Origin of the sequence: Clostridium sp. LY3-2, assembly GCF_024705715.1 — a bacterium.
Lineage (GTDB): Bacteria > Bacillota > Clostridia > Clostridiales > Clostridiaceae > Clostridium.
Window position 1 is genome coordinate 1 of record NZ_JAMDLQ010000006.1, and the last position, 12,476, is coordinate 12,476.

The following is a 12,476-nucleotide window of genomic DNA, read 5'->3' on the forward strand; positions in this document are numbered from 1 at the left end:
AAGTAGGCATAAGAGCTATAACTGATGCAACCGCTATAAATCCACTTCCAAGTTGATCTAATTCATACTCTTTAGATAACTTGTAACCTACACCAAAGGCTAAAAATATTGATAGAAAACCAAGCGTAGCATAATACGCACTTAAGCCTATCTCTTTATATTTATCAAAGTTTCCTAGATTATTTAATAAACCATTTGTAGAATCTAAGAAAACATTATTTATCAAAACAAAAAACGATCCAACAATAACAAGTGGCATAACTGCGATAAATCCATCCCTTATAGCTACTAGATGCCTTTGAGTTGAAAATTTACTTGCAATTGGTCCAAGTAACTCACTAATTTTTTCTGCGAATTTTTGCATATACTAAATCCTCCTATCCTTTAATCCCTTTAATAAATCTTTCAGTTATTTGTTTAGGTCTAGTTATAGCGCCTCCAACTATAATTGAATATGCACCTAGTTCAAAGGCTTTTTTTGCTTCTTCTGGCGTGTTAATTCTTCCTTCACAAAAAACAGGGATATTTAAAACTTCAACTAACTCTTTAAGTAATTTAAAATCTGGCCCTTCTTCTTTAACAGTGTAATTAGTATATCCAGATAGAGTTGTAGAAACTATATCTACTCCTAGTTTTTCAGCTTCTATTCCTTCTTCTAATGTAGAGATATCTGCCATAACCATCTTTCCATTACTTTTAATTAAACTAATAAGTTCTTTTAAGGTTTCCCCTTTAGGTCTCTTTCTATTAGTTGCGTCTAGTGCTATTATCTTAGTATTTGTTTTTAGTAATTCTAAAACTTCTTTTTTTGTTGGTGTAATATAAACTTCTGAGTCTTTATAATCTCTTTTAATTATTCCTATAATAGGAAGATTTGTTACTTTATCAATTTCATTTATATCTTGTACTGAGTTTGCTCTTATACAAGATGCCCCTCCTTCTTTTGCAGCTAGTGCCATCTTACCCATAATAAAAGATGAATGTAATGGCTCTTCTTCTAAAGCTTGACATGATACAATCAGTTTACCTTTTAGTTCTTCTATCATTTCCCCACATCCTTTTGTTTTATTTTCAACTTAATTGTATATGTTTTCATTTATTTTGTCAACATTTTTCCACCATTTATTTTATTTTGGAGTTTTTATTTCACTATTTACTTAAATTATATTTTTCTATATACTATTTTTAATAAAGTTTTAAAGGAGGAACTATGAAAGAAAACATGATTTATAACACTAATATCTACCAACTAAGAGAACCTCAGATCTTAAGGATACTTAATATAATACAATTAAACAAAAGCTCTAATTCAAATGGTACACTCTTTTTTGGTGATTCTATAACCCAACTTATGGATATAAATAAGTATTTTGAAAAAACACCTATAAAATATAACTGTGGTATAGCAGGATTTACATCTGAATGTTTACTTTTGATCTTAGATGAAGCTGTAATTAAATTCAAACCCTCTCACTTAGTTTTAATGATAGGAACTAACGATTTAGGAGAAACTGTTATGAGTTCTCCAAGAGAAATTGCACTTAGAATTAAAGATATCGTAGAGATAACAACAAATAACCTACCCTCTATAAAGATTACTCTTATTTCACCTATTCCTTGCATTGAAAAAATCCATGGAAACATTGAACTTAGAGGACTTAGAAATAATTTAACTTTAAAAACAATAACTAAAGAAATAAAATATTTTTTAAAACACTTTACAAATATTGAAATTATAGATTTATTTGATAATTTTTTAGATCCATATACCGGTGATTTAATCTATAGGTTTACAGATGATGGTCTTCATTTAAATGAGGAAGGTTATCTATTATATACTGAAATAATTAAATCCAAGTCAAAATTTCTATAAAAAAAACTCTAGGTTCTCACCTAGAGTTTTAATATTATTCTTCTACTTTTTCTTCTTTTTTGATTACTTCTATTCCAAGCTCTTCTAATTGTTTAGCGTCAGCTATATTTGGAGCTTCACTTAAATAGCAGTAAGCGTTTTGGTTTTTAGGGAATGCTATAACATCTTTTATGTTATCAGTTCCAGCTAGGAACATTATCATTCTATCTAAACCAAATGCTAATCCAGCATGTGGTGGTGGTCCGAATTTGAATGCTTCTAATAAGAATCCAAATCTATCCCAAGCTTGCTCTTCTGTAAATCCTAGAGCCTTAAACATTCTTTCTTGAAGTTTTGTATCGTGGATTCTAACTGATCCTCCTCCAAGTTCTTCCCCGTTTAAAACTAAGTCGTAAGCTTTTGATCTTACTTTTCCAGGTTCTGTTTCTAAGAATTCTAAATCCTCTTCCATAGGAGCTGTGAATGGGTGGTGACACGCTGTGTATCTTTCCTCTTCTTCGTTGTACTCAAATAGTGGGAATTCAGTAACCCAAGTGAAGTTAAATTCATTTTTATCTTTAATTAAATCTAATTTTTTAGCTAATTCTAATCTTAAAGCCCCAAGACTTTGGAATACTACAGAGTTTTTATCTGCAACTATTAAAACTAAATCACCTTTTTTAGCATCGCATGATTTTAAAAGTTTTTCCATTTGCTCTTCATTTAAGAATTTAGCTATAGGAGATTGGATAGTGTCGTCTTCTTTAACTTTAATCCAAGCTAAACCTTTAGCTTTGTAAGTTTTAACGAATTCTCCAAGTCTATCTATATCTTTTCTTCCCATAGAAGCTCCACCGTCTACTACTAAACATCTAACTGATCCTCCGTTTGAAAGAGCATCGCTAAATACTTTAAAGTCTACGTCTTTTACTTCTTCTGAAAGGTTTTGAATCTTCATTCCAAATCTTAAGTCTGGTTTATCTGATCCGTAGCTTTCCATAGCTTCTTTAAATGTCATTCTCTTAATAGGAAGCTCAACATCGTGTCCTAAAACTTCTTTGAATACGTGCTTAACTAATCCTTCGTTTAAAGCTATAACATCTTCTTGTTCTACGAAACTCATCTCTAAATCGATTTGAGTAAATTCTGGTTGTCTGTTTGCTCTTAAATCTTCATCTCTGAAACATTTAGTTATTTGATAGTATTTATCAAATCCTGACACCATTAATAATTGTTTAAATATTTGTGGTGATTGTGGAAGTGCATAAAACATTCCAGGGTAATTTCTAGATGGAACTAAGTAATCTCTAGCTCCTTCTGGTGTACTCTTAGTTAACATTGGAGTTTCTACTTCTAAGAAACCGTTGTTATCTAAGTAATCACGAACAGCTTTAGATGCTCTGTTTCTTATAGTGAAAATTCTTTGCATATCTGGTCTTCTTAAATCTAAGTATCTATGCTTAAGTCTAATGCTTTCAGCTGCATCTAATCCTTCTTTTACGTATATTGGAGGAGTTTCTGATTCTGATAAAATCTTTAATTCTTCTCCCTTTAATTCAACAAGTCCTGTTGCCATATCTTTGTTTGGCGCTTCTCTTAAAACTATTTCTCCAGTAACAGCTATGCAATACTCAGATCTTAAGCTTTTTGCCTTATTCCAAGCTTCTGCATTAGTGTCTTCGTTAAAGATAACTTGCATAATACCAGTTCTGTCTCTTAGTTCTGTAAATATTAATGCACCCTTATCTCTATTTCTTTGAACCCATCCCATTAAAGTAACTTTTTTACCTACATGTTCTTCTCTTGGTTCACCACACATCATAGTTCTTTTTAATCCGCCTAAAGCTTCTCCCATTGTGATTCCTCCAAACTTATTTTTATTTAATATATCTATTTTATAAATCATCAGCATAAAATATAGTTAATACGCTTTTAAAAAATCACGAAATTATAAAAGTGCTTCAAATTTATTTTAAAATTATATAATACCTTAGTTTATTTTAATATTATTGTGCAAATTTTGCAAATGTATATTCATATAAAGTAAAATATCGGCTAATTTAAATTAACCGATATAAAACTACTATTTTTTTATTATATCTTTAATACCTTCTAAATCATCTAAAGAAAGTTCAAACTCTTCTCTATCTTCCATTCTCTTAAACTTAGCTTTTCTAGATTCTAGTTCGTCATCACCTAAAACCACATTAAACTTAGCTCCGATTTTGTTTGCATATTTCATTTCTGCTTTAAAGCTTCTTCCTGCGTGGTTTATCTCTGCATTAACTCCGATTTCTCTAAGTTTGTGAGCTAATTTGAAAGCTTCTTTAACTCCACTTTCTCCTCTACCTGAAAGGTAAAGTTCTACTAAAGGTTCTTTTGGAACTTCTATTCCTTCTTTATCTAAAGTCATTATAAGTCTTTCAATTCCCATTCCAAATCCTACAGCTGGCATGCTAGGTCCACCGATTTCTTCTATTAGTCTATCGTATCTTCCTCCACCACAAACTGTAAATTCTGAATTTAAAATTTCAAAGATTGTTTTAGTGTAATAATCTAAACCTCTAACTATACCTGGGTCTACTGTGTATGGAATACCTAAAATATCTAAGTATTCTTTAGTTTTATCAAAGTGCTCGTTGCACTCTTCGCAAGTAAACTCTAGGATTGTTGGAGCGTTTTTAGTTATCTCTTTACACTTTTTCTCTTTACAATCTAAAATTCTCATAGGGTTTTTTTCAAATCTTGTTTTACAAGTTTCACAAAGCCCATCATAATTTTCTTTTAAGAAGTTTTTAAGTGCTTCGTTGTATTTAGGTCTGCAATTTGGGCAACCTAAGTTATTTATATTTAAGCTTAAACCTTTAAGTCCTATCTTCTTTAAGATATTCATAGCAAGTGCCATAACTTCAGCATCTATAGAAGGGCTGCTACTTCCAAACATCTCTACTCCGTATTGATTAAACTGTCTGTATCTTCCCTTTTGTGCTTTTTCGTATCTAAAGCAAGGAGTTATATAGTAAAGTTTAGTAGGCTGAGCTTCGTTAAATAGTCTGTTTTCTATAAAAGCTCTAACAGCTGGCGCTGTCCCTTCTGGTTTAAGCGTGATACTTCTATCACCTTTATCTTTAAAAGTATACATCTCTTTTTGAACTATATCAGTAGTTTCTCCAACTCCTCTTAAGAAAAGTTCTGTGTGTTCAAAAATAGGTGTTCTTATTTCTCTTATCCCGAAGTTTTTTGATACTTCTCTAAATATATTTTCAACGTAGTGCCACTTATAAGCCTCTTCTGGTAACATGTCTTTAGTACCTTTTGGTGCTTGTATTTCCATTAATAATCCCTCCTATTTATATAAAGTATCAAGTAACTTAATCTTACCTTCTACCATTTCCTCTATTCTATTTACGTATTCCCTAACATCTTTAACGTTTGGGAATCTCTCTAGTCTGTTTTCCTCTAAAAATACTACCTTAGATACAGCATCTGCACCAAGTGCAATGATAGTTTGCTTATCTTCTATCATTTGCATGTTATAAAGGCATTCTTTTCCTTCTTTAGAGTAACCTAGGTTTTCCATATTTCCAACCATATTTTTTTGTCTATACATATAGTATGGTTTAAGCCCTAAATCTTTAGCTAATTTTTTGCTTTCTTCATACATCTTAGCTATTTCTTCTTGGCTTTTTATTCCTAACCCTTTTTTAAGTATAAAGTTTTCGTAAAGCCTAGAGCCTCTCTTTAATGAAAGTCCGTGAACAGTTAAACTATCAGGATTTAGCTTTTTTATTTCTTCTGCTGTTTTTTTAGCTTCTTTTAAGCCTTCTCCTGGAAGTCCTATGATCATATCCATATTTATATCATCAAAACCTAGTTCTCTAGCTAAATTAAACTTTTCTACAGCATCTTCTGCTGTGTGATTTCTTCCTATAAGTTTTAAAGTATCATCGTTCATAGTTTGAGGGTTTATACTGATTCTAGTTACGTTAAATTCTTTCATAGTTAAAAGTTTTTCACGCGTTATAGAATCAGGTCTTCCGCACTCTACCGTAAACTCATCAAGATTTCTGTTTTTTACGAAAGCATCATTAATACTTACCATAAGGCTTTGGAACTCTTCGTTTGAAACTGCTGTTGGAGTTCCTCCTCCAAAGTAAACACTTTCTATTTCTAATCCCTTTTTATCTATATAATCTTTTATAGCTTTTATTTCAAAGGTTAAAGCTTCTAGATAAGGAGTTACAAGCTTTTTGTTTCCTCCTATAGGGTTAGATGCAAAAGAGCAGTAAAGGCATCTCGTAGGGCAAAATGCCATACCAACATAAATTGCAATTTTGCCTTTTTTAGGCTTTATAAAATTCTTTTCAAAATTTGCAACTTCTATGCAAAGTTCTGCTTTTTCTCTGCTTGCAAGGTGCTTATCTTTAAAGTTTTTTATAATTTCTTCCTCGCTCTTTCCTTCTTCAAGTCCTTTAAGTGCTATTTTAGAAGGTCTAATTCCAACTAAAGTTCCCCAAGGATATTCATCTTTAGTTATTTCTTTTAAAGATTTAAAGATACACTTTTTAAGAGAGTCTTTTAAATTTTCTTCTATCTTTTCTTCAAAGGTAAAATCTCCCTTTTTAAAAGTTATAACTTCTTCTTTTATAGTTACTTAAAAATCTAAATCTTCTTCTTCGTTAAACTTTAGTTCATCTAATGGAAAGTATAAATTAAACATTTGATAAACGTCGTATCTATACTTTAAATCATTTAATCCTATATTAATTTTCATCTTTTCACCTAATATAAAAACATATTATTTTTCTTTTCATATCCTATAGTTGACATAGGCCCGTGCCCTGGATATACTTCTATTTCGTCTCCAAGTGGAAGTAGCTTAGTTTTTATACTATTAACTAATGCAGTCATATCTCCCCCTGGGAAATCGCTTCTTCCAACAGAACTTCTAAATAAAGTATCTCCTGTAAATAGTTTATTACCTATTAAGAAGCATAACCCTCCTACAGTATGACCTGGAGTGTGGAATACTCTAATTGACTCGTTTCCTATTGATAATTCTGAATTATCATCTAAGTATCCGTTTGCTTTATTTATTTTTCCAAAAACATAGTTATCTGTTTTTGCAAATTCTTCTTCTTCTTTGTTCATGTAAAAAGGTACGTTAAATTTCTCTACTAAGTAATTTAAAGCTCCAACGTGATCAAAGTGAGCATGAGTTAATAAGATGTATTTTAAATTCATTCCTGTATCTTTTATAGCTTTTTCTATTTTTAAAGGTTCATCGCCTGGATCTACTATAAATCCTTCTTTAGTGTTTTCGTCCATAACTAAATAACAATTTTCTTCGATTGTACCTGTAGGTATAACTTTAACTAACATATTAACTACTCCTTTTATATTAAAATTCTTTTTTACTATCTAGTAAAAGAGTAACTGGACCGTCGTTTTGAATGTCTACTTTCATATCCGCCCCAAATTCTCCACACTCTACTTTAAGCCCAGTTTCTTTAAGTGATTCTATGCATTTTAGATAAAGCTCTTTTGCACTATCTCCACCCATAGCTTTCATAAAGTTTGGTCTTCTTCCTTTTCTGCAATCACCGTACAAAGTAAATTGAGAAATTAAAAGTATCTCTCCATTTACGTCTTTAAGTGAAAGGTTTAATTTATCATTTTCGTCTTCAAAAACCCTAAGGTTTGAAACTTTATCTACAATATATTTAATATCTTCTAAAGTATCATCATTTTCTATTCCAAGTAAAACATTAAACCCTTTATTTATAGATCCAATAATTTCTCCTGAAACTGTAACTTTTGAAGATGATACTCTTTGTACTACAGCCCTCATAATTATCTCCTATTTATTCATTCTATAAACATCGCTTACTCCCTTTAATCTTTTGATTTTTTTCATAAGCTCTGTTAATTGATCTACTGAATTTATTTTTACTTTTATAGTCATTATTGCAACATTTCCCTTTGTTGAGTTTGCATTTAATGATTGAAGTGGTAAACCTGATTCATTTATTATAAGCATAACGTCAGTTAAAATTCCAACTCTATCGTCAGACTTAACTTGAATTTCTGCAATATATGCTGATTTTTCACACTTACCAAATGTCGCTTCAACTATCTTTTCGCTTTCGTTTTCTACTAAAGCTTTTAAGTTGTTGCAGTCTTTTCTGTGAAGTGAAACACCTCTTCCTTTAGTTATGTAGCCCATAACTTCATCTCCTGGAACTGGGTTACAACATTTTGCAAATCTAACCATTATGTTGTTTAGCCCTTTAACTACAACCCCAAAATCGCCTTTATTTTTATCTTTCTTTTTTGAAGTTTCTTTACGCTCATTTTTAGCGATTTGTTCTTCAATGCTCTTTTCTTCTTCTTCTTTTGAAAGTTTTTCTTTAGTTTGTTCTATAGAATCTTCTTTAAGTCTTGAAACATAAGAAGAAGCTATGATTTGACCTACTCCTATAGATGCATATAAATCATCCATACTGTGAAGGTTATATCTCTTTTTAAACTTGTTATAAGATTCGCATTTAGAGATTTCATTAAAAGTAACGCCTTGCTTTTTAAGCTCTTTTTCTAAAAGTTCTTTACCTTTATCGATGTTTTCTTCTTTTTTGACTCTTTTAAACCATTGTCTTATCTTGCTTTTAGCTTGATTGCTCTTTGCAATATTAAGCCAATCCATATTAGGACCTTTAGCTGTTTTAGTTGTTATAATCTCAACTATCTCTCCAGTTTTTAAACCGTAATCTAAAGGAACAATCTTACCATTAACTTTTGCACCTACACACTTATTTCCGATATCTGTGTGTATTCTGTACGCAAAATCTATAGGAGTTGCACCGCTACAAAGGTTTATAACTACTCCTTTTGGAGTAAATACGAAAACTTCATCTGAAAACAAATCAATTTTGAAACCTTCCATAAATTCTTCTGCATCAGAAGTTTCATTTTGCCACTCAAGCATGTCACGAAGCCATGCAAGTTTAGTTTCAATATTTTCAGCTTTGTTTTCTTCTGTAGTTCCTTCTTTGTACTTCCAGTGAGCTGCTATACCGTATTCAGCAGTTTTGTGCATCTCAAAAGTTCTTATTTGTATCTCAAAAGTCTTTCCTTGTGGCCCTATTACTGTAGTATGTAGGGATTGGTACATATTAGGCTTTGGCATTGCTATGTAATCTTTAAATCTTCCTGGGATAGGTTTATAAATAGTGTGCACTATTCCTAAAACACCATAACAATCTTTAACAGAATTAACTAAAACACGAATAGCAGTTAAATCAAAGATTTGTTCTATACTTTTATTTTTGTTAACCATTTTTCTATATATGCTATAAAAATGCTTAGGTCTTCCATCTATATCTGCATCTATACCTGATTCGTCTAATTTATCATATAAATCATTAATTACAGATTCTATATATTCTTCTCTTTCAACTCTCTTTTCAGCAATAGCTTTAACTAAGTCGTAATATTCTTCTTCATGCAAATATCTAAAAGAAAGGTCTTCAAGTTCCCATTTAATTTTAGACATACCTAGTCTATGTGCAAGTGGTGCATATATATCTAAAACTTCTTTAGCTTTTATTTTTTGCTTTTCTTTAGACATATATTTAAGTGTTCTCATATTATGTAATCTATCTGCTAGTTTAATAATGATAACTCTTATATCTTTTGCCATAGCAAGAAGCATTTTTCTAACATTATCAGCTTGTTGTTCTTCTCTAGTTTTGTATTCTATCTTACCTAATTTAGTTACTCCATCAACTAAATTTGCAATCTCTTCATTAAATATTTTAGCCATTTCTTCGTAGCTACAGTCAGTATCTTCAATTACATCATGTAAAAGCCCAGCTGCAATAGTGCTAGTATCCATCCCAAGTTCTGCAAGAATACATGCAACATCTACAGGGTGCTGAATATAAGGTTCACCTGATATTCTTTTTTGCTCTCTATGCGCTTCCTCTGCAAAATAATAAGCCTTTTTTACTAATTCTATATCTACATTATGACAATTTTCGTTTATAGCATCTAACAATTTCTGTACCATAAGGATTACTCTCCTTTTTAACTTTAAAATATATTAAAATTTCTAAAATCAAAGGCTGGTATAAAACCAGCCCGTTTATCTTTAATTATATAATATTGTCAAATTATTTTCAATAAGGATTAAAGGTCATATTTAACTAATGAGTTTACTTCATATCCCTTTAATTTATCTCTTCCGTGTAATTCTGTAAGTTCTATAGCAAAATCAAGTGCTACGACTTCTCCTCCAGCCATTTCAACAAGTTTTGTAACAGCTTCTATAGTTCCACCAGTAGCTAAAAGGTCGTCAACTATAGCAACTCTTTGCCCTTTTTTGATTGCATCTTTGTGGATTTGTAATGAATCAGTACCATATTCTAATGCGTAATCTACGCTTATAGTTTCTCCTGGTAATTTCCCTGGTTTTCTAACTGGAATAAATCCAACTCCTAAAGCGTAAGCTACAGGTACTCCAAAAATAAATCCTCTAGCTTCAGGTCCTAAAACTACATCTATATTTTTATCTTTTAAGTTGTTTGCCATTTGGTTTACAGCTTCTCTTAGTGCTTCTCCGTCTGCTATTAGCGTTGAAATATCTTTAAAACTTATTCCTTCTTTTGGGAAATTTTCAATTACTCTTATACTTTTTCTTAAATCCATATTTACTCCTCCAAGTACTATTTAATGCATAGCATTATAAATTTTTACCTATATTATGTAAGTATTTAGCTATTTGTTTAGCTCTATCTTCATCGTGAGTTGTTAATAATTCTAAAACTATTCTTGCGTTGTTCACGATACCAACAGTATCATCTGTTGGTGTTATTAACCCTATTATTATCTCTATATCTTCTTCTTTTAACTCTACTATATGATTAAAATCAATTATTGCTCTAAGTCCGATGTTATTAGTGTTTTCTAAAAATTTTCGTCCCTCTTTTAATATAACACCATTTTCTCCACCCGTAGAAGATTTTGCCCATTTTGTACCAAGCATAATTAAATCTAGATATTTGTTTATACTTTTCATATTATAATAAACAGCGATAGCTTGCATTAATTTAAAAGTTAAAACTGAATTAGAAAGAGTCTTGTACCTATATTGACATTTCTTTTGATTTGGATTTATATATATATATTCCTTATCTTCTATAGTCTTTCTATTTTCTAAAACAATTAAATCTATATTAAGTTCTTTTAAAAGTTCTACCTCTTCTCTTGCTTCGATATCTACGCCAATAGCAATAAGAAGGTCAGCCCCTAAAAAGTCCACCTTTGTCTTGATATCTTTACTATCTATATTTTTTGAACCTTTTTTCACATCGTGAATCAAATACTCAACATCAGCATTTAAATATCTAAGCATCAAGCTTAAGGAAGCTATTGCACAAATGCTGTCAACTGTATTCGATCCATAAACAACTATCTTTTCTCTGCTATTAACAGCAGTTGATAATCGTTCGATTGCTTTGTTCATATCTTTAAGTATAAACGGATTATATCCCGTAATGTAATTAGGGCAATATATACTTTCCCAAAACTTTCGCATCGCCTATTATCTCCTCCACAAATTTAGAAAACAATACTATTATAATTTAAAACATCCAGTTTGACAAATGTTTATGAAAAAAAATAAAAATAACCTTTAAATAATTTATTTAAAGGTTATTTTCTGAATATTTTTTAATTTTCTTTAACTTTTTCCCCTTTAACTTTTCTTGAACCTTTTTTAGTTCTATCTGTAAGCCAAACCCAAACTGGTGAAGCTATAAAGATTGAAGAATAAGCCCCAGTTGCTATACCTACAGTAAGTGGGAATGCTAATTCTCTAACTTGTGGAACGAAAATATAAACCATAACTATTGTTATAAGTGTTGTTAAAGTTGTGTTTATAGACCTTGACATAGTTTGAGTTAAACTCTTATCTGCTATAAGAGTTGCAGTTTCTCTTCTCATATACTTAGAGTTTTCTCTAATTCTATCAAAGATAACTATAGTATCATTTATAGAGTAACCTACAACTGTAAGGATAGCTGCTATAAATGGTGAGTTAACTGGAATGTAGAATATTGCATAAACACTTAAAGTTATAAGTATATCGTGGAATAATGCTAAAAGTGCAGCTATGCCAAACTTAAACTCAAATCTTATAGCTATATAAATAAGCATAGCTATAAATGCTATTCCAAGTGCTATAAGAGAATTTCTAGTAAGTTCTTCTCCGATAGATGCACCAATTTCGTTTTGAGAAATTAAAGCATCATCTTTAATTCCAAATTCCTTTTTAAATCCATCAAATATTTTAGTTACCTCATCTTGAGATAATTCTGATGATTTTATTTGGTAATCTGTATCATTAACTGTGTTTGTGATTGCATTTTTTGAATATTCATTTACAATTTTATCTGCTTTTGCTTTATCAAATCCTGATTGCATTTTAAATGTAACTTGAGTACCACCTTTAAAGTCTATACCAAAGTTAAATCCTCTAGTAAAAGCAAAACCTAAACCTATTACTATTACAACAAGAGATAAAGCCATCCATATTTTTGTCTTTTCTATTATCTTAAAATACATG

General features: G+C 30.6%; 11 protein-coding genes and 1 pseudogene. 1 reads left to right on the forward strand and 11 read right to left on the reverse strand.

The features are described 5' to 3' along the window. Both M4I33_RS00660 and M4I33_RS00665 read right to left on the reverse strand, forming a co-directional pair. Positions 1–364 (reverse strand): PTS transporter subunit EIIC (locus tag M4I33_RS00660; RefSeq protein ID WP_257914745.1); only part of this gene is annotated, 364 nt, incomplete at its 3' end. A 13-nt stretch (positions 365–377) separates the two neighbouring features. Next, positions 378–1,046 (reverse strand): N-acetylmannosamine-6-phosphate 2-epimerase, encoded by a 669-nt coding sequence (locus tag M4I33_RS00665; protein ID WP_257914747.1) that lies wholly within the window; start codon positions 1,044–1,046, stop codon positions 378–380. A 164-nt stretch (positions 1,047–1,210) separates the two neighbouring features. On the opposite strand from M4I33_RS00665, the gene M4I33_RS00670 reads away from it, so the two are divergent. Beyond that, positions 1,211–1,873 carry a GDSL-type esterase/lipase family protein gene (locus M4I33_RS00670; protein ID WP_257914749.1) on the forward strand — a complete coding sequence of 221 codons (663 nt, stop codon included), beginning with the start codon at positions 1,211–1,213 and terminating at the stop codon, positions 1,871–1,873. 34 nt (positions 1,874–1,907) lie between these two features. Here the strand turns inward: M4I33_RS00670 and aspS are convergent, their stop codons facing one another. From aspS to secF, 9 genes and pseudogenes are all read right to left on the reverse strand, one after another. After that, positions 1,908–3,707 carry an aspartate--tRNA ligase gene (gene aspS, locus M4I33_RS00675; RefSeq protein WP_257914751.1) on the reverse strand — a complete coding sequence of 600 codons (1,800 nt, stop codon included), beginning with the start codon at positions 3,705–3,707 and terminating at the stop codon, positions 1,908–1,910. Positions 3,708–3,935: 228 nt separating this feature from the next. Continuing rightward, positions 3,936–5,186 carry a histidine--tRNA ligase gene (hisS, locus tag M4I33_RS00680; protein WP_257914753.1) on the reverse strand — a complete coding sequence of 417 codons (1,251 nt, stop codon included), beginning with the start codon at positions 5,184–5,186 and terminating at the stop codon, positions 3,936–3,938. A gap of 12 nt (positions 5,187–5,198) precedes the next feature. Continuing rightward, a pseudogene (locus tag M4I33_RS00685) lies at positions 5,199–6,626 on the reverse strand (coproporphyrinogen III oxidase). Between the two features lie 8 nt (positions 6,627–6,634). Continuing rightward, positions 6,635–7,234, reverse strand: a complete 600-nt coding sequence (locus M4I33_RS00690) for an MBL fold metallo-hydrolase (protein WP_257914755.1) — start codon at positions 7,232–7,234, stop codon at positions 6,635–6,637. Positions 7,235–7,253: 19 nt separating this feature from the next. Beyond that, on the reverse strand, positions 7,254–7,703 hold the full coding sequence (gene dtd / locus M4I33_RS00695) for a D-aminoacyl-tRNA deacylase (RefSeq protein ID WP_257914756.1): 450 nt from the start codon (positions 7,701–7,703) through the stop codon (positions 7,254–7,256). Between the two features lie 9 nt (positions 7,704–7,712). Continuing rightward, entirely contained in the window at positions 7,713–9,920 is a 2,208-nt protein-coding gene (locus M4I33_RS00700; protein ID WP_257914757.1) for a bifunctional (p)ppGpp synthetase/guanosine-3',5'-bis(diphosphate) 3'-pyrophosphohydrolase, read from the reverse strand. A gap of 119 nt (positions 9,921–10,039) precedes the next feature. After that, positions 10,040–10,558 carry an adenine phosphoribosyltransferase gene (locus M4I33_RS00705; RefSeq protein WP_257914759.1) on the reverse strand — a complete coding sequence of 173 codons (519 nt, stop codon included), beginning with the start codon at positions 10,556–10,558 and terminating at the stop codon, positions 10,040–10,042. Between the two features lie 34 nt (positions 10,559–10,592). Then, entirely contained in the window at positions 10,593–11,447 is an 855-nt protein-coding gene (locus M4I33_RS00710) for a DHH family phosphoesterase (RefSeq protein WP_257914760.1), read from the reverse strand. A gap of 134 nt (positions 11,448–11,581) precedes the next feature. Further along, the gene (gene secF, locus M4I33_RS00715) at positions 11,582–12,475 is read right to left on the reverse strand and encodes a protein translocase subunit SecF (RefSeq protein ID WP_257914762.1); all 894 of its coding nucleotides are present in this window, start codon (positions 12,473–12,475) and stop codon (positions 11,582–11,584) included. Between the last annotated feature and the right edge of the window lies 1 nt (position 12,476).

What these genes read in the sequence shown, in the direction of transcription:
- aspS (WP_257914751.1), bottom strand. Translation starts at nt 3,707, where the DNA reads ATGGGAGAAGCTTTAGGCGGATTAAAAAGAACTATGATGTGTGGTGAA.
- hisS (WP_257914753.1), bottom strand. Translation starts at nt 5,186, where the DNA reads ATGGAAATACAAGCACCAAAAGGTACTAAAGACATGTTACCAGAAGAG.
- dtd (WP_257914756.1), bottom strand. Translation starts at nt 7,703, where the DNA reads ATGAGGGCTGTAGTACAAAGAGTATCATCTTCAAAAGTTACAGTTTCA.
- M4I33_RS00700 (WP_257914757.1), bottom strand. Translation starts at nt 9,920, where the DNA reads ATGGTACAGAAATTGTTAGATGCTATAAACGAAAATTGTCATAATGTA.
- M4I33_RS00670 (WP_257914749.1), top strand. Translation starts at nt 1,211, where the DNA reads ATGAAAGAAAACATGATTTATAACACTAATATCTACCAACTAAGAGAA.
- M4I33_RS00710 (WP_257914760.1), bottom strand. Translation starts at nt 11,447, where the DNA reads ATGCGAAAGTTTTGGGAAAGTATATATTGCCCTAATTACATTACGGGA.
- secF (WP_257914762.1), bottom strand. Translation starts at nt 12,475, where the DNA reads ATGTATTTTAAGATAATAGAAAAGACAAAAATATGGATGGCTTTATCT.
- M4I33_RS00705 (WP_257914759.1), bottom strand. Translation starts at nt 10,558, where the DNA reads ATGGATTTAAGAAAAAGTATAAGAGTAATTGAAAATTTCCCAAAAGAA.
- M4I33_RS00690 (WP_257914755.1), bottom strand. Translation starts at nt 7,234, where the DNA reads ATGTTAGTTAAAGTTATACCTACAGGTACAATCGAAGAAAATTGTTAT.
- M4I33_RS00665 (WP_257914747.1), bottom strand. Translation starts at nt 1,046, where the DNA reads ATGATAGAAGAACTAAAAGGTAAACTGATTGTATCATGTCAAGCTTTA.